The 16294-nt window shown below is 70.1% G+C and carries 20 protein-coding genes and 2 tRNA genes; 13 read left to right on the top strand and 9 right to left on the bottom strand.

Features of this window, described 5'->3' with window-relative positions:
• Window positions 1–9: 9 nt before the first annotated feature.
• Window positions 10–489 carry a pantetheine-phosphate adenylyltransferase gene (gene coaD, locus Aeryth_RS11295; protein WP_067858628.1) on the top strand — a complete coding sequence of 160 codons (480 nt, stop codon included), beginning with the start codon at window positions 10–12 and terminating at the stop codon, window positions 487–489.
• Between the two features lie 8 nt (window positions 490–497).
• Here the strand turns inward: coaD and dinB are convergent, their stop codons facing one another.
• Window positions 498–1712: a DNA polymerase IV gene (gene dinB, locus Aeryth_RS11290; RefSeq protein ID WP_067858624.1), complete on the bottom strand. Its 1215-nt coding sequence runs from the start codon at window positions 1710–1712 to the stop codon at window positions 498–500.
• 382 nt (window positions 1713–2094) lie between these two features.
• On the opposite strand from dinB, the gene Aeryth_RS11285 reads away from it, so the two are divergent.
• From Aeryth_RS11285 to Aeryth_RS11245, 9 genes are all read left to right on the top strand, one after another.
• Window positions 2095–2676 (top strand): YceD family protein, encoded by a 582-nt coding sequence (locus Aeryth_RS11285; protein ID WP_067858621.1) that lies wholly within the window; start codon window positions 2095–2097, stop codon window positions 2674–2676.
• A gap of 3 nt (window positions 2677–2679) precedes the next feature.
• Window positions 2680–2865 (top strand): 50S ribosomal protein L32, encoded by a 186-nt coding sequence (gene rpmF, locus Aeryth_RS11280; RefSeq protein ID WP_055965465.1) that lies wholly within the window; start codon window positions 2680–2682, stop codon window positions 2863–2865.
• Entirely contained in the window at window positions 2840–3577 is a 738-nt protein-coding gene (rnc, locus tag Aeryth_RS11275) for a ribonuclease III (RefSeq protein ID WP_067858618.1), read from the top strand. The genes rpmF and rnc overlap by 26 nt, the downstream gene beginning before the upstream one ends.
• A 7-nt stretch (window positions 3578–3584) precedes the next feature.
• On the top strand, window positions 3585–4439 hold the full coding sequence (mutM, locus tag Aeryth_RS11270) for a bifunctional DNA-formamidopyrimidine glycosylase/DNA-(apurinic or apyrimidinic site) lyase (protein ID WP_067858615.1): 855 nt from the start codon (window positions 3585–3587) through the stop codon (window positions 4437–4439).
• Window positions 4440–4625: 186 nt separating this feature from the next.
• Window positions 4626–5747, top strand: coding sequence for a TIR domain-containing protein (locus Aeryth_RS11265; RefSeq protein WP_144433759.1), 1122 nt, complete (start codon window positions 4626–4628; stop codon window positions 5745–5747).
• A gap of 126 nt (window positions 5748–5873) precedes the next feature.
• On the top strand, window positions 5874–7103 hold the full coding sequence (locus Aeryth_RS11260; protein WP_067858609.1) for a deoxyguanosinetriphosphate triphosphohydrolase: 1230 nt from the start codon (window positions 5874–5876) through the stop codon (window positions 7101–7103).
• A 23-nt stretch (window positions 7104–7126) separates the two neighbouring features.
• Window positions 7127–9007, top strand: coding sequence for a DNA primase (gene dnaG / locus Aeryth_RS11255; RefSeq protein WP_067858606.1), 1881 nt, complete (start codon window positions 7127–7129; stop codon window positions 9005–9007).
• A 98-nt stretch (window positions 9008–9105) separates the two neighbouring features.
• On the top strand, window positions 9106–9711 hold the full coding sequence (locus Aeryth_RS11250) for a sigma factor (RefSeq protein ID WP_067858603.1): 606 nt from the start codon (window positions 9106–9108) through the stop codon (window positions 9709–9711).
• Window positions 9702–9774 (top strand) — tRNA-Asn (locus Aeryth_RS11245). The genes Aeryth_RS11250 and Aeryth_RS11245 overlap by 10 nt, the downstream gene beginning before the upstream one ends.
• Window positions 9775–9856: 82 nt before the next feature.
• Here the strand turns inward: Aeryth_RS11245 and Aeryth_RS11240 are convergent.
• The 3 genes from Aeryth_RS11240 to Aeryth_RS11230 are packed head-to-tail and all read right to left on the bottom strand — an operon-like array spanning window position 9857 to window position 11778.
• Entirely contained in the window at window positions 9857–10414 is a 558-nt protein-coding gene (locus tag Aeryth_RS11240) for an LURP-one-related family protein (protein ID WP_236749727.1), read from the bottom strand.
• A 28-nt stretch (window positions 10415–10442) separates the two neighbouring features.
• Window positions 10443–11027 carry a hypothetical protein gene (locus Aeryth_RS11235; protein ID WP_067858600.1) on the bottom strand — a complete coding sequence of 195 codons (585 nt, stop codon included), beginning with the start codon at window positions 11025–11027 and terminating at the stop codon, window positions 10443–10445.
• Window position 11028: 1 nt separating this feature from the next.
• Window positions 11029–11778 (bottom strand): PIG-L deacetylase family protein, encoded by a 750-nt coding sequence (locus tag Aeryth_RS11230; protein WP_067858598.1) that lies wholly within the window; start codon window positions 11776–11778, stop codon window positions 11029–11031.
• Between the two features lie 35 nt (window positions 11779–11813).
• On the opposite strand from Aeryth_RS11230, the gene Aeryth_RS11225 reads away from it, so the two are divergent.
• The gene (locus tag Aeryth_RS11225; RefSeq protein ID WP_067858595.1) at window positions 11814–12032 is read left to right on the top strand and encodes a DUF4287 domain-containing protein; all 219 of its coding nucleotides are present in this window, start codon (window positions 11814–11816) and stop codon (window positions 12030–12032) included.
• A 6-nt stretch (window positions 12033–12038) separates the two neighbouring features.
• Here the strand turns inward: Aeryth_RS11225 and Aeryth_RS11220 are convergent, their stop codons facing one another.
• The 4 genes from Aeryth_RS11220 to Aeryth_RS11205 form a co-directional block, all read right to left on the bottom strand.
• Window positions 12039–13229: a heparan-alpha-glucosaminide N-acetyltransferase domain-containing protein gene (locus Aeryth_RS11220; protein ID WP_083516619.1), complete on the bottom strand. Its 1191-nt coding sequence runs from the start codon at window positions 13227–13229 to the stop codon at window positions 12039–12041.
• Window positions 13230–13642: 413 nt separating this feature from the next.
• Window positions 13643–14050: a hypothetical protein gene (locus Aeryth_RS17685; RefSeq protein WP_144433758.1), complete on the bottom strand. Its 408-nt coding sequence runs from the start codon at window positions 14048–14050 to the stop codon at window positions 13643–13645.
• Complete coding sequence (locus tag Aeryth_RS11210; RefSeq protein WP_144433757.1) at window positions 14047–14487, bottom strand: hypothetical protein; 441 nt, start codon at window positions 14485–14487, stop codon at window positions 14047–14049. The genes Aeryth_RS17685 and Aeryth_RS11210 overlap by 4 nt, the downstream gene beginning before the upstream one ends.
• 259 nt (window positions 14488–14746) lie before the next feature.
• Window positions 14747–14823, bottom strand: a tRNA-Ile gene (locus tag Aeryth_RS11205).
• Between the two features lie 37 nt (window positions 14824–14860).
• Between Aeryth_RS11205 and Aeryth_RS11200 the strand changes: the two genes are divergently transcribed.
• Window positions 14861–15289 (top strand): phosphatase domain-containing protein, encoded by a 429-nt coding sequence (locus Aeryth_RS11200; RefSeq protein WP_067858583.1) that lies wholly within the window; start codon window positions 14861–14863, stop codon window positions 15287–15289.
• A 19-nt stretch (window positions 15290–15308) separates the two neighbouring features.
• Here the strand turns inward: Aeryth_RS11200 and Aeryth_RS11195 are convergent, their stop codons facing one another.
• Window positions 15309–15614 carry a GNAT family N-acetyltransferase gene (locus Aeryth_RS11195; RefSeq protein WP_067858580.1) on the bottom strand — a complete coding sequence of 102 codons (306 nt, stop codon included), beginning with the start codon at window positions 15612–15614 and terminating at the stop codon, window positions 15309–15311.
• 173 nt (window positions 15615–15787) lie between these two features.
• On the opposite strand from Aeryth_RS11195, the gene Aeryth_RS11190 reads away from it, so the two are divergent.
• On the top strand, window positions 15788–16288 hold the full coding sequence (locus Aeryth_RS11190) for a DUF3145 domain-containing protein (RefSeq protein ID WP_144433756.1): 501 nt from the start codon (window positions 15788–15790) through the stop codon (window positions 16286–16288).
• The last annotated feature ends 6 nt before the right edge of the window (window positions 16289–16294 follow it).

Raw genomic sequence — 16294 nt, 5'->3', positions numbered from 1 at the left:
GTCGCCGCCGTGACGCGCGTCGTGTGCCCCGGCTCCTTCGACCCCGTGACCAACGGTCACCTCGACATCGTGCGCCGGGCCTCCCGGCTGTTCGACGAGGTGGTCGTGGCGGTCCTCGTGAACGAGAGCAAGAAGAGCCTCTTCTCGCTCGAGGAGCGGATGGACCTGCTCGCCCAGGCCACCGAGGACCTGCCGAACGTGTCGGTGGCGTCGTTCCGCGGTCTGCTCGTGAACTTCTGCACCGAGCACGGGATCAGCGCGATCGTGAAGGGTCTGCGAGCGGTCTCCGACTTCGACTACGAGCTGCAGATGGCGCAGATGAACGGCAGCCTCACCGACGTCGACACCGTCTTCGTCCCGACCAGCCCCGAGTACTCCTTCCTGGCCTCCAGCCTGGTCAAGGAGGTCGCACGCGGCGGCGGCGACGTGAGCGGTCTCGTGCCCGACTTCGTGCTCGAGCGCCTCGATCGGGAGTTCGGCCGAGCCTGACCCGGCGCCTACGCCTCGTCGCCGTCGTCGGGGAGGGTCGGCATGTGAGCGCGCTCCCCGCGCCCCAGCTGCACGCCTCGGCGCACGGCCCGTGCGCCGAACCGGTCGCGGACGGCGTCGAGAGCGGTGTCGAGACCGGGGTCGGTGGCCGACGTGAGGGGCAGCAGCAGCTGCTCGCCCTGGTCGTCGAGCCCGGACGCCTGGAAGCCGACGAGGGTGACGCCGCGTCGGGCGATCTCGCCGTGACGTCCGCGCAGCAGCTGCAACGTGGCGTCGAGGAGGACCTGCGTGTGGGCGGTCGGGCGCGGGAGCGTGTGCGAGGCGGTGGAGCTGGTGAAGTCGCCGAAGCGGACGCGCAGGGTGACGGTCGCGGCGGTGCGCCCGGCCGTGCGCAGACGCCGCGCGACGCGGTCGACCAGGCCCAGGAGCACGATCTCGACGCCCTCGGGGGTGCGCTCGTCGCGGCCGAGGGCGTGCTGTGCGCCCATCGAGCGACGTGACGGTCGCGCCCGGACCGGTCGGGGGTCGTGGCCGGAGGCGAGGGCGTGCAGGTGACCGGCCGCGCCGCTGCCGACGAGCGTGGCGAGCTCGCCGGGCTGCATGCGGGCGACGTCGGCGATGGTGCGCACCCGCGCGGCGTGCAGCTTCTCCGTGGTGCGGGGCCCGACGCCCCAGAGCGCCTGGACGGGCAGGGAGAGCAGGAAGCGGCGTTCGTCGTCGAGCGGGACGACCAGGAGGCCGTCGGGCTTGGCCATCGCGCTGGCCACCTTGGCGAGGTACTTGGTGCGCGCGACGCCCACCGAGATCGGCAGCCCTACGCGTTCGCGCACCTGCTCGCGCAGTGTGGTGGCGATCTGCGACGGTGCGCCGCGGATGCGTCGCAACCCGCCGACCTCCAGGAACGCCTCGTCGATCGAGACCCCCTCCACCAAGGGCGTGGTGTCGGCGAAGACCGCGAACACCGCGCGACTCGCCTCGCTGTACGCGTGCGGCCTCGGCGGCACGACGAGGAGGTCGGGGCAGAGCCGCAGCGCCTGCCGCAGCCCCATCGCGCCCTTGACGCCGTGCGCCCGCGCCTCGTAGCTGGCGGCCATGACCACCCCGCCGCCCACGGCCACCGGCCGCCCCCGCAGGCTCGGGTCGTCGCGGATCTCGACGGAGGCGAAGAAGCTGTCGAGATCGGCGTGCAGCACCGTCCCCTCCTGCTCCGCCGACGTCTGCACCTGCGCATCCTCCCAGCCCCCACCGACAGTCCGCCGGGCGGAGATTCCCAGGTCGACCTGGGAATCTCCTGTCCAGGCATGGTTTCCTCAGCCGCGCACGGAATGCTCTCCATGCGCGGCTGAGATTCCCGTGCTTGACGGTCCGTGCGCGGAGATTCCCAGGTCGACCTGGGAATCTCCCGCCAGGCACGGCTTCCTCAGCCGCGCACGGAAAGCTCTCCGTGCCTCGCTGAGATTCCCGTGCCCCGTCCGCGCTGCGCTCGTCCAGCCCCCCGCGGCTCGACGGGTGGGGGAGCGATTGGTGTCGCGTGACCTGCACCGGTTATGATGGACGGCGGCCTGGAAACAGGCCGTGATCTGTTGTGCACCTCGACGGACGGACGTGACCGTGCAACCGGGCCCCTTGGTCTTCGACACCCAGGTTCTGGGTCGTCGACCTGGGACCGAACGTACCTTCACCCGCACCGTCGCGGCGCCGGCGGATCTGGGCCACGACGTCTACGGCGTGCCCGAGGACTCGCCCATCGACCTGGAGCTCCGGCTCGAGGCCGTCATGGACGGGGTGCTGGCCACCGGCACCGCCTCGGCGCGCGTGGTGGGGGAGTGCGTCCGCTGCCTGGACGTCCTCGACGACACCGTCGTGGTGGACCTGCAGGAGCTGTACGTGTACGACCCGATCGGCGCCGGTGACGGTGCCGAGGAGGACGGGGAGGAAGACGAGCTTCCGGCCCTCGAGGACGACTTGCTCGACCTCGAACCCGTCCTGCGGGACGCGGTGGTGCTCGCACTGCCGCTCAACCCCGTGTGTGATCCGGAGTGTCCGGGACTGTGCCCCGAGTGCGGGGCGCGACTCGCGGACGATCCAGACCACACACACGGCGATCCGATCGACCCCCGGTGGGCGTCGTTGAGCCGGCTGACCCAGAACCTCCCGGGCGACGTCCCGGGGCCGAACAAGGAGTAGATCGTGGCCGTTCCGAAGCGGAAGATGTCGCGCAGCAACACGCGCCACCGCCGGTCGCAGTGGAAGACCACGGCGACCACCCTCGTCGACTGCGCCAACCCCGCCTGCGACTCCAAGGTCGTCCCGCACCGTGCGTGCGGCGAGTGCGGACAGTACGGCGCGCGTGGCGAGCGTCGCCAGGTCCTCTGATCCTCAGGGCCACGAGGCCCTGAAGGAGGTGCTCGGCGTCCCCGACCTGGACGCCGAGCTGCTGGAGCACGCCCTCACGCACCGTTCGTACGCGTACGAGAACGGGGGCCTGCCCAACAACGAGCGCCTGGAGTTCCTGGGCGACTCGGTGCTGGGGCTCGTCGTCACCGACGCGCTCTTCACCAACCACCCCGACCTCGCCGAGGGCCGGCTCGCGAAGCTGCGCGCTGCCGTCGTGAGCGCGAAGGCGCTCGCGGAGGTGGCGCACACGCTCGACCTGGGCTCGCACCTGCGCCTCGGACGGGGCGAGGAGGCCACCGGCGGTCGGAACAAGTCGTCGATCCTGTCCGACACCGTCGAGGCCGTGATCGGTGCCGTGTACGTGCAGTTCGGCATCGAGCGCGCGTCGCAGGTCGTGCACGCCGTGTTCGACCCGTTCATCGCCCGCGCGGCCGACCTCGGCGCCGGGCTGGACTGGAAGACGTCGCTTCAGGAGATCGCCGCCAACCACGACCTCGGTGTCCCGCGCTACGTCCTCGAGAGCGAGGGACCCGACCACGACAAGACGTTCACGGCGTCCGTGGTGGTGGGGGAGCAGCGCTACGACGGCGGCACCGGCCGGTCGAAGAAGGAGGCCGAGCAGCAGGTCGCCGAGATCGCGTGGCGTGCCATCACCGCCGCGGTGACCCCGGCCGACGCCGTCGAGGCCTGACCGGTCCGTGCCTGAGCTCCCCGAGGTCGAGGTGGTCCGCCGCGGCCTCGACACGCACGTCGTCGGCCGCACGATCGTCGCCGTCACGGTGCTCGACGTCCGGTCCCTCAAGCGGCACCTGCCCGGCGCCGCCGACTTCGTCCCGCGTCTCGTCGGTCGACGGGTCGACGCGGCACGGCGTCGCGGCAAGTACCTCTGGCTCGTGCTCGACGGCCAGGAGGCCCTGCTCTGCCACCTCGGCATGAGCGGACAGATGCTCATCAGCGACGCCGACGCGCCGCCGCCGCGACACCTGCGGATCGTGCTCGACCTCGACGACGGCCGTCAGCTGCGGTTCGTCGACCAGCGCATCTTCGGCGGCATGATGCTGGCCGACGTCGACGAGGAGCAGGTGCCGGTCACGATCGGGCACATCGCGCGCGACCCGCTCGACCCGCGGTTCGACCGCGGTCTCTTCGCCACGCGGCTGCGTCGTCGACGCACGGGCGTCAAGCGCGCCCTGCTCGACCAGACGTTGATCTCCGGCGTCGGCAACATCTATGCCGACGAGTCGCTGTGGCGCGTGCCGCTGCACTACGCCCGCGCGACGGAGAACTTGCGCGCCAAGGAGGTCGACGCGCTGCTCGGCCACGTCGTCGACGTGATGGGCGAGGCGCTCGAGCAGGGCGGCACCTCCTTCGACGCGCTGTACGTCAACGTGAACGGCCAGAGCGGCTACTTCGACCGGTCCCTCGCCGCGTACGGGCAGGAGGGCGAGCCGTGCCCGCGGTGCGGGACGCCGATCCGCCGCGACGCCTTCATGAACCGTAGCTCCTTCACCTGCCCCCGCTGCCAGCCCCGCCCCCGCAACGGCCGCTTCTGATGCGTCCGTGACGAATGCTGCTCACCGCGATTTACCCCTCATTCGCTGGGGACATCCCTCGCAAGGCACGATGTAACGCGCATCGAAGTTGGGCGCTGGGACGGACGTATGTAAGGCGCATGGATTGCGGTCATGTGGCTTCACAGGTTCATGCCGGTCTGTTCGAATGTCCAAAAGGAGATCTCGATGACCGAATTGCCCCTTGCTTTTGTGCTGATGCCGTTCGATGAAGCATTCAGTGATGTCTATACGGAACTGATTGAGAAGCCTCTCGTTGAGACGGGCTTCGAGGTTCGACGTGCGGACTCGCTTTTGAATCAGCGCAGCGTCCTCCAGGACGTGATCCGCGGTATCGATGACGCGGACCTAGTGGTGGCTGACGTGAGCGGACTCAATCCGAACGTCATGTACGAGCTCGGTCTCGCACACGCCATGGGCAAGCGGACGGTCATGATCACTCAGAAGATCGATGAGCTCCCGTTCGATCTTCGGCCTTACCGGGCAAACGAGTACTCGACGCGGTTTGGTGCGGCAGGCCAGATCGCGCAATCTTTGAGGGAAATTGGGGCAGCGGTGCTCACCGGAAGCGCGCAATTTAGCAATCCGGTGCAAGACTTCGCTCCCGCCGCCCTTAGCGGCGAGAGCCAAGTGCAGGATGACGTACCCGGGTCTCGCCGCTCAGGCTTCGCAAACGGAGCAACTAGCGGGGACGATGACGACGCGGAGGACGACCCGGTCGCGGAGCCTGGACTCTTCGAGCACGCTTTGGCGCTACAGGCCAGCAGCGAGCGAATCGTCGATGTGACAAATGTAATTGCGACCGCGACGACCGAAGTCGGCGAGGCTCTCCAAGGGCGCACAGACGAATTGCAGCGTGCTCAGAAGAACCTTGGAGACAAGGGGGCTGGCGTCTACCTGCAGATTATGCGTAAGACAGCAGGCGATCTGGATCAGTTCTCGGATGTGGTGGGTCCGGCCAACGGTGAGTTTCGTGAGTCAATCACGGACTTCGCGAAGGCGGCAACGGCCCTGGCACGGGCGAGAACTGTGGATTCCGAAGAGGACCGCGCTTCGTTGCAGCAGGACATCGATGCGATCTCTGAGGCGGAGGAAACGATGGTGAGTACGTACTTTTCCGTCACGCAGTTCGCCGACACTTTGCTTGCACTGCCTCACATGGATCGAGTGCTTACGCAGGCCGCGCGACGCGCTGCGGCTTTGGTCAGTGAGACCGCCGAGATCACTGAGACCGCGCAATCTGAATATTCACGGGCGCGTGCGCTTCTCGAAGAACGGGCGGCGGAGTAGCGGCTCGACGGACGGACAAAACTGCGCTTGAGCGGGAGCCGCACCAGGTTGTGGTGGTTTAGGTACCAAGGCCGAGCTCGTGGTAGGCCCGTCAGATGAGGCGCCGACCCGGGTAGCCTGCGTCCCGTGGAGAGTCCCTACGGCATCGAGGCGCGCGCCCGGGTCGTGGCGGAGCCGACGAAGCGGGCCGGGCGCACGCCGTTCGAGCGCGACCGCGGCCGCGTCGTCCACTCCGCCGCACTGCGCCGGCTGTCGGCGAAGACGCAGGTCATGGGCGCCGGGTTCGACGACTTCGTGCGCAACCGGCTCACCCACACCCTCGAGGTGGCGCAGGTGGCGCGGGAGCTGGGCGCCTCGCTCGGCTGCGACCCCGACGTCGTCGACTGCGCCGCCCTGTCCCACGACCTCGGGCACCCGCCGTTCGGCCACAACGGCGAGGTCGCGCTCGACGAGGCGGCGGCGGACGTCGGCGGCTTCGAGGGCAACGCGCAGACGCTGCGGATCCTCACCCGGCTCGAGGCGAAGACGGTCGACGGCGCGGGCCGCAGCGTCGGGCTGAACCTCACGCGCGCGACGTTGGCCGCCTGCGTCAAGTACCCGTGGGCACGCGGCGAGGCGCCCGGGGGCGGCCCGAAGTTCGGCGTCTACGCCGACGACCGACCCGTCTTCGACTGGCTGCGGGCCGGCGCTCCGGCGTGGCGTCGCCCGATCGAGGCGCAGGTGATGGACCTCGCCGACGACATCGCCTACTCCGTGCACGACGTGGAGGACGCGGTCGTGGGTGGCTGGTTCAGCCTGCTGCCCGGACGGCTCGACCTCGACGGCGTGCACGCCGTCGCCCGCGACTGGTACGACGCGAGCGCCGACGACGACCGGCTCGGGGGCGCGCTGGAGCGGCTGCGGGCGTTGCCGGAGTGGCCGCGCGCCGAGTTCGACGGCAGCCGCGAGGCCCTCGCCGTGCTGAAGAGCCTGACGAGCGCGCTCATCGGCCGATTCGCCGTGAGCGCGCAACGGGCCACCGTCGAGCGGTGGGGGCCGGGGCCGCTCACCCGCTACACCGCCGACCTGGAGGTCCCGCAGGCGACGCGGGACGAGATCACCGTCCTCAAGGCCGTGGCCGCGCACTACGTGATGCTCGCCGACGACCGGGCACGTCAGCTCGCGACGCAACGCGAGGCGCTCGGCGCACTCGTGGCGCGTCTCCTCGCGACGGGGGAGGAGCACCTCGAGCCGGAGTTCCGAGCCGACCTGCGTCGTGCCACCGACGACGCCGCCCGCACACGCGTCGTCATCGACCAGGTGGCGAGCCTGACCGACGGGTCGGCGAGGCTGTGGGCCGACCGGCTCCTCGGTTGACGCGCACCGCCTAGGATCGACCCGTGGCGGGCCTGATCAACGACGAGGACATCCAGCTCGTCCGCGAACGCGCCCGCATCGACGAGGTGGTCGAGCAGTACGTCACGCTGCGGCGCTCGGGCGGCACCATGAAGGGTCTGTGCCCGTTCCACGACGAGAAGACGCCGTCGTTCCACGCCAACCCGGCGCGCGGCACCTTCCACTGCTTCGGCTGCGGCGAGGGCGGCGACGCGATCGCCTTCATCCAGAAGATCGAGGGCCTCAGCTTCGTGGAGGCCATGGAGCGGCTCGCGGCGAAGTACGGCATCCAGCTGCGCTACGAGGAGGGCGAGTCCCGCGGGCCTCGCCGCGACCCGCAGCAGCGTCAGCGCCTGCTCGAGGCGCACCGTCTCGCCGGCGAGTTCTACGCCCAGACGCTGGCATCGTCGCCCGAGGCGTCGGTTGGGCGACAGTTCGTCACCGACCGCGGATTCGACCAGCGGGCCGCCGAGACGTTCGCCATGGGCTGGGCCCCCAGGTCGGGCACCGCGCTGCTCGGGCACCTCAAGGGCAAGGGGTTCACCGACGACGAGCTCGTCGCGGGCGGCCTGGCGCGCCGCTCGACGCGGGGCCTGTTCGACGTCTTCCAAGGACGGCTGCTCTGGCCGATCCGCGAGATGACCAGCGAGATCATCGGCTTCGGCGCCCGACGGATGTTCGACGACGACTTCATGCAGGGCAAGTACGTGAACACCGCCGAGACGCCGATCTACAAGAAGAGCCAGGTGCTCTACGGCATCGACCTCGCACGCCGCCAGATCTCCTCGGAGAGCCGGGCGGTCGTCGTCGAGGGATACACCGACGTCATGGCCTGCCACGAGGCCGGGGTGCGCACCGCGGTCGCGACGTGCGGCACCGCGTTCGGCGAGGGCCACGCGAAGGTGCTGCGGCGGATCCTGCTCGACGACGGCGCCATGCACGGCGAGGTCGTGTTCACGTTCGACGGCGACGAGGCGGGGCAGCGGGCCGCCATGAAGGCGTTCGAGGGCGACCAGCAGTTCGCCGCGCAGACGTACGTCGCGGTCGAGCCGCGCGGCATGGACCCGTGCGACCTGCGGATCGCCGACGGCGACGCCGGCGTCCGGGCGCTCGTGGACGCCCGGATCCCGCTGTACCGCTTCGTGCTCGAGAACGTGCTGCTGCGCTACGACCTCGACCGTGCCGACCAGCGGGTCGACGCAGTGCGTGAGGCGGTAGGTCTCGCGACGTCGATCCGCGACAAGAGCAAGGTCGAGGAGTTCCTGCGCGAGATCTCCACGCGCGTGGGGGTCGACGTCGACCAGGTGCGGGCCGAGCACCGTCGGTACCGGCCCCCGACGAAGCCGGAACGTCGGGCCCCGGCGCAGCAGTCGGCCGAGCCGGCACCCGCGCCACCGCCGCAGCCGTTCGTCAGCTTCGGCGCGCCCCAGTTCGCCGACGAGCGTGAGGCGTTGAAGGCCCTGGCGCAGCACCCGCACCTGGCGCGTCCGCACGCGGAGGAGCTCGACGACGGCGACTTCACACACCCCGTCGCGCAGGAGCTGTGGCGCACGATGACGACGGTCGGCCTCCCGGCGCAGCCCGACCCGACCTTCGTGCCACGGGTGTCCGACGCGCTCGTCTCCGACGACCTGCGGCGCGTGCTCTCCGTCGCCGCGATGGAGCCGCTCAGCTCGACAGAGGGGGCCACGGCGCGCGTCGTCGCGGCGATCATGACGCGGCTGCGGCTGCTCACGGTCGGACGCCAGGTCAACGACCTGCGCTCCAAGCTGCAGCGCACCGACCCTGCCGAGCAGCAGGAGGAGTACCGCGCGGTCTTCACCGACCTGCTCGCGCGGGAGGCGGAGTTCCGTCAGCTGCGCAACCGCACCTTGGGCGGCGAGTAGTCCCCAGGCCCGCCCGCACGGGCGGGTCCGGCGGGCGCGCGTCCACAGGCGGCGGGGTCGTGCTGGAGCCGGTGCGGCCTGGCGCCGAGGGTGGAGCCATGGACATGGTGCGCCGTCTGCTGGGGGAGCCGACACTCACCGCGGAGGAGGAGCACCGGTTGGCCGTCCTCGCGCGTGGGGGTGACGACGACGCGCGGGCGGTGCTGCTGCGCCGGTCGTTGCGCCTGGCGGCCCTGCGGGTGTGGGCGCTGGGCTTCCGGGGCGACGACATCGACGACGCCCTGCAGGTGGCCGTGCTGGCCCTGATGTCGGCCGTGGCGCGCTTCGACCCCGACCATGGCGCCCGGCTCGCTACCTACGCGTGGCCGTGGATCACCCGGGCCCTGCACGCCCACCGCGAGGCGCGCCCGGAGGTGCCCCACGACGTCGTCCCCGAACCGCGTGAGCCCCACGACGACGGCACCGGGTGCGTCGTCGCCGGGCACCTGGCCAGCCTGCCGCCGCGCGAGCGAGCGGTGCTAGCCGCCCGGTTCAGCAGGACGCCGGAGGGCACCTGTCCGACCCCGTGGGTCGACGTCGCGGGCGGCCTCGACCTCCCCGTCTCGACGGTGCGTCGAGTCGGTGACCGGGCCCTGTCGAGACTGCGCGAGGGGGTTGGTAGAGTTACCGATCGTGCTCCCCGAGTGGGAGACATTCCCCCGTAGCTCAATTGGCAGAGCATTCGACTGTTAATCGAAGGGTTATTGGTTCGAGTCCAATCGGGGGAGCACGGTGCCCGCCAGGGCGACGAGAAGGGGACCGACGCAGCAGCGTCGGTCCCCTTCTCGCGTCAGTGCCGCCTTCGTGCGTTCAGCGGCCGAGGAGCGCGTCCATGCCCACGGCGAAAGCGGCAGCGAGGCGGACGTCCACCCGGGGGTCGGGCACGGAGACCTCGTAGCGGTCGCGCACCGACGTCGCGCGCTCGACCGAGAGCAGCGGCTGACCGGTCGCGTCGTCGACGACGTCGAAGTGCATCTTGAGGAAGGGCAGGTCGGTGAAGCGGCGCAGCACCGCGACGAGCTGGCTGCGCTCCTGGCCCGTGCCGACGAAGCCGTCGCCCTCGAGCGTGAAGGTCGTGCGCATCAGCGACGCGCCGAACTGCTTGCGGAAGGTGCCGAGGGGCGTGCCGTCGGATGCGACGACGTCGTAGGCGCCGCGCAGCTCCATCACGTTGCGGGCGCCGAACGTGAACGCCTCCTGCCGCCGGGACTCGTCGGTGTAGAAGGTCACCTTCTCCTTGAGCGCGAGGCGCTTCTGCTGCGCGACGGCGAGGAGGGCGCCGTCGGGGCCGACGACCTCGTAGCGGTTGGTGGTCATCGCCAGCTTCTGGTTGACGGTGAACGACGGGACGTGCTGCACGGTGGTCACGCCGAGAGCCTAGGGGCTCGGGGGCCGTTCAGTGGTCGATCATGCCGAGCAGTCCCACGACGAAGGCTGCGGCCAGGCGCACGTCGACACGGGGGTCGGGCACGTCCACGGCGTACGTCGAGCGCTCGCCGGGTGCGCGGGCGACCGAGAGCAGCGGCTGTCCGGTGACGTCGTCGATGACGTCGACCGCGATCCGGCGGGTCGGCGTATCGCTGCTGAGCCGCCGCTCGAGCGCGAGGAACCCGCTGCGCTCCTGCGCCGTGCCCGCCAGTCCCTCGGCCTCGAGCACGAACGTGGTGCGGACGAGGCTGCGGGCGGCCTGCTTGCGGAAGGACCCGAGCGGGCGACCGTCGGCAGCAACGACCACGTGACGTGCCCCGAGGCTCGGGCGGCCACGGACCTCGCTTCGGAACGTCTCGCGCGTGCGTGCCTCGTCGGTGTGGAACATGGTGGTCGCTCCCGGTCCCCACGAACGACGACGTTCGGCGAAGGCCAGGGTCGCACCAGTGGGGTCGAGGACCTCGTGCCGCTCGGCGCGCAGAGCCGGACGCTCCCGCACGAGGAAGGCGGGCACGTGCTGGACGTCGACGGTCGTGTCGGGCTGGTCGGGCACGTCAGTCGCCCCACGTCATCGACACGACCTCGAACGCGGCCGCGTGGGTGACGCCCATGCGGGTCCCGAGGGGCCGCGACATCCCCTCGAGGAACTCGGCGGCGTCGAAGTGCTCCCATCCGAGCCCGTCGATGTAGGCGCGGTGGGCCTCCAGCGACGCGACCCCGCGGTCGAAGGTGGCGGAGGTGTCGACACCGTGCGTCGCGGCGGGGGAGCCGGACACCCACACCTGCCGGACACCGCCCCAGGGCTCGAGCCCGTCGAGCAGCTGCTCGCGGTGGATCCACCGGTTGCCGGCGTCCTGCACGGCGTGGATGGTGGAGCGGCCGACGGCGACGTGGTCGGCCTGGTTCGGTGCGCTGCCACCCCACGTGTCGTGGTGGTTCACGGTGACGACGACATCGGGCCGGTGCTGTCGGACCTGCTGGGCGATCGCGGCCCGCAGGGCCACGGTCTGCTCGACGACGCCGTCGGGGAAGCCGAGGAACTCGACCTCGTCGACGCCGACGATGCGCGCGGACTCGACCTGCTCGGCCTCGCGCACCGTCCGGCACTCCTGAGGCGTGAGCGCGTCGATGCCGGCCTCCCCGCTCGTGACCATGCAGTACACGACGGTCTTGCCCTGCTCGGTCCAGCGGGCGACGGCGGCAGCGGCGCCGAACTCCACGTCGTCGGGGTGGGCGACGACGACGAGCGCCCGCTCCCAGTCCTCGTCGAGCGGAGTGAGCGGGACGGGCGCCTCGTCGGTCATGGCGTCAGGCTACGGGGCGCGGCTAGGGTCGGGCCATGGCTGAGCAGCAGTGGCCGACGCAGGGACCCGCGTCGTACTTCCCGTCGATCGAGAAGCGCTACGGCGAGAGCATCGAGCACTGGCTCGACCTCCTGCGCGGGCTCGGCGACGTCGCGCACATGGAGAAGGTGGCGTACCTGAAGAACGAGCACGGGCTCGGCCACGGCCACGCCAACGCGCTCGTGGCCTGGCTCAAGCAGCACCCCGAGGGCTGAGGTCGCTCAGCCCTCGGCGCGGGGGCGGCTGACGCGTGCCACGAGGCGTTCGAGCGGCCCCCGACCGACGAACGCGACCCAGAGCGTCGCCAGCACGAGCAGGCCGACGCTGGTGCGTGCCCAGACGGTGTTGCTGACGCCGACGTACCCGCCGAAGGGACCTCCGGCCAGCGCGGTGAGCAGGAGCAGGTGTCCGGTGTAGGCCGTCAGCGGCATGGAGCCCAAGGCCGCGAGGGGGAGCAGCACGGCACGCAGTCGTCGGGCGAGGAGCAGGCAGAGTCCGATGACGGCGACCGCGAGCCCACCGGATCCGACGATCTCGGGCGCACCGGCCGTGTGCGGCTTGTACTGCATCGCGGTGCTCCACACGTGCTGGATCTCGTCGGACTGCTCGAGCCGGGTGAGGTAGCCGGGCTCGTTGGTGGGGTTCCCGAGGTCGTCGTAGTAGTCCGGTGCGTCCCAGCCGAGGTAGGCGACGAGGTCGTCCCGGTCCGAGCCGATGAGGTGGCCCGCGCCGTACCCGAGCGTGGCGACCAGGACGCCCCCGAGCAGGAGCCCCGCCGCCACGCGTGCGCGGGTGAGCTGCAGACGGCCGACGGCCATGCCGGCCAAGAGCACGGCGAGCCACGCGGTGACGGGGTAGAGGCCGAACAGGGTGAGGTTGAGGCCGGGGCCCGACGCGGCGAGGCTGAGCGCGTGCGCCAGCGCGACCGCGAACGGCGCGACCACCGCGAGCAGCACCGCCACCGTCCAGAGCCGTCGCGTGCTCCAGTGCAGGACGAGGGTCGACGCCACGAACAGCAGCCCGTAGAGCGGCAGGATGACGCCGACGCCGGTGTTCAGGAGCTCGATGGCGAGGCCGATGACGAGGATCAGCAGACCGCGGCGGACGAGCATCATCTGCAGGCGGGTGTCCCCGGGGCGGGCGCGGCCCTTGCAGATGAGGCTGATGGAGACGCCGGCCAGCATCGCGAAGAGTAGCGAGGAGCGCCCGTTGACGATGCCGTCCCAGGTGGACGGATCGGACCAGGTGATGTCGTCGTGGGTGTCGCCCAGGTGGGCGCCGACCATCCCGAGCACGGCCAGCCCACGAGCGACGTCGATGCCGACGATGCGGGGCGGTCGGCCGAACCGGCGCAGCCGCTCCACGGGTCCGACACGTCGGCGCGACGGGGCGCCCTCCTCGACGACGGTCATCGCCACCTCGCTGCCTCGTCCCCGACCTGTCGGGCCGAGCATGCCCTGCCCGGCTGAGAGCGTCGTGAGGGCGCGCCGCGCGCCCGCTCGTCGGGTGCAGTGCAGTGTCATGTTCGTGGTGGGCGGAGCGAGTTCAACTGAAGGATGGTGAGTATCGCGGGGCCCGTGCCAGGTGTCGATCGGATCGCGACCCCCGTGTACAGCAGTGAGCGTCGACCCCTCCCGCCCGTCCGTGGTCATGAAGTATCTGCAACCTGAGCGAAACTTGAAGGCACTCAACGATCTGCGGTCGTCGAACCACGACCGATTGCAGTGACCTGGCCCTCTCTTGAATGAACGCAACTCGGGCCACGGTCGGACTGGGTTGTCGAACTTCGGCGATCGACCCCGCGGAGATCAACGACGCTGTTCAGCTAGCGGGCGAAGTCGGCGCCGATCGTGAATTGAACGCCCTGCATGCGCATCGCAGCGATCCGGTGGATCCCGTTCGTGATCTGCACGCTATCCGCGTCGATGGGCCACGAGACGAGACTGTCGACCGCCAGACGATTGCGCCGGAGCATCCATCGACTCGCGCGGTCCACTGCCTCGTAGTCATCCAATCGTTCTGCCTCGAACAACTGGGTGACCACTCGATTGACTCGCCGCCAGTTGACACGCGCGGCCCATTTTTCGGTGTCCGGTCGATAGGCCTGTTCTCGCGGCAGCGCATTTATGTCGACCACCACCCACCGGTGCGTGCGGTTCGGGTTCGATTGCGACTGAAGCCCTGCGAAAGTCCGTCGCCGTCGCTGCAACACTTTGCGGAGCGACCCGCTCATCGCTGCGACAACGTTCCGAATGCCGCGTAGGCCGATGCAAGAAGGAGCAGAGCCCACGCCACGACTTCCCAGTACACGCGACGATAGTTGAAGATCTCGTCGGGATAATCTGCAAGAAGACTCATGATCTCTCGGCGTCGGCGGATGCGACGGATCGGCTGACGCCAGCGGACTTCTTGCATGAGATCGCGAACGGTTGAGAAATGGCGCGCTAACCTCGCGTCGTTGTGCCAGTACATGCTCACCCGCCAGTAGATCTGGACCAGGGTCGCGGCAAGAGCCATCACTGCCGCAACCTTGTTCGGTGACATACGGGAAAGGCTGCCTGCGCCGTCTGACATTTCCTTCTTTCGGTGCGGTCGAATCCTTCGAGATGTGCAGTTGTCGGAGACAAACGTGGATTCCCTCGTTGGGATGCAGTGCATGTTGATGTCCACGTTCTGATCGTCACGACGCCGACGAACAGGTCTCGATAGCTCAAAGTTCTCTCGCATCGCACTCGAAGCCACCCCGGTCCATCTTCCCTTGGGTGCATCGTCGGCTTGGTCCGCCGCGTACGGGAAGATGGCGAAATCCCGATGATGACGCTCTTAGCGGTTCGTGGGCTTGCCCACGCGGGCCGGGGAAGCGGGCAGTGTTTCAGGTGTCGAGCAAAGGATGACAAGCCTCGCGAGGGACGTGCTGCGTCGTGACCTGTGGTGGGGCGGGTGGGGCTCGAACCCACGACCCAAGGATTATGAGTCCTCTGCTCTGACCGGCTGAGCTACCGCCCCAGGGGTGCACAGCCTAGCGAGCGGGCAGACTGGGCCCATGACCGACGCCGTGATCGCCGACCTGGACGGGACGTTGGTCGACGTGTCGTCGATCCTGCACCACGTGACGGGGGACGAGCGCGACTTCGCGGCCTTCCACTCGGCGTCGCGCGACTGCCCGCCGCGGCCGGAGGTGGTCGAGGCGGTGCGTGCGGCGCACGAGCAGGGGCGTGCGGTGCTGGTGGTGACGTCGCGGGAGTTCGTGTGGCGCGACCTGACGCTGGACTGGCTGCAGGAGCACGACGTGCCCTACGACCAGCTCGTCATGCGCATCGTGGGCGACTACCGCCCCGACCACGTCGTGAAGGCGGAGATGCTCGACCAGCTCGAGAAGGACGGCTACCGGGTGGTCGAGGCGTGGGAGGACGCGGAGGACATCGCCGACCTGTGGTGCTCGCGGGGCATCGACGTGCACGTGGTCGGCTGAGCCGGCCGCGACGTCGCGCTCAGAGGCCGAACATGCCCCGCTGGTCGGCCGGCACGAGGTCGAGGAACTCGGGGTGGTCGCGGATCACCTTGGGCACGAACGGGCAGAACGGCAGCACCTGCGCGTCGCGCTCGGCCAGCTCGCGCAGGGTGCCGACGATGAGCTCCGAGCCGATGCCGCGACCCTCGAACGCGGGGAGCACGCGGGTGTGGGGCAGGGCGTACACGTCGCCGTCGGCGCGGTAGTCGACCCAGCCGGCGAGCTCGTTGTCGACGGTGATCTCGAAGCGGGAGGCGCTCGGGTTGTCCTGCACGACGGAGGTCATGACCTCATCGTCACATGCGCCGCCGACGGTCGCGACCGACCGCTCGGGAGTGTCGCGCCGACGCGGGGGTGGTGCCGAGGAGGCTGCTGTGGCTACCATGGGCGCAACGCGGACTGATGACGCGTGGCTCCGTGAGGTCGCTGGGGAAGGCGGATCTCGAGCTAGGAGGCACGATGAGCATCCCCACCCGTGGAGTCCTGTATGTCCACTCCGCGCCGTCCGCGCTGTGCCCGCACGTCGAGTGGGCGGCCGCGGGCGTCCTCGGCGACAGCGTCGACCTCGACTGGCAGTCCCAGCCCGCGGAGGCCGGCACGTACCGGGCCGAGCTGTCGTGGCAAGCCCCGGCAGGGTCCGCTGCGGCCCTCGCGTCGGCGATGCGTGGCTGGGACCGGCTCCGCTTCGAGGTCACCGAGGAGCCGACCGCCGCGAGCGAGGGGGCACGGTTCTCCTTCACCCCGACCCTCGGCATCTTCCACGCGATGACCGGCCTGCACGGCGACGTCCTCATCCCCGAGGACCGCATCAAGGCGTTCCGGGTCAAGGCGGCGCTGGGTGAGATCACCATGGACGAGGCGCTCGACGGTCTGCTCGGGGTGGCGTGGGACGCCGAGCTCGAGCCGTTCCGGCACGCCGGTGAGGGCGCCCCGGTCCGCTGGCTGCACCAGGTCGTCTGACCCGGC

The organism is Aeromicrobium erythreum (assembly GCF_001509405.1).
GTDB lineage: Bacteria > Actinomycetota > Actinomycetes > Propionibacteriales > Nocardioidaceae > Aeromicrobium > Aeromicrobium erythreum.
This window is presented reverse-complemented; position numbering and strand designations above follow the sequence as displayed.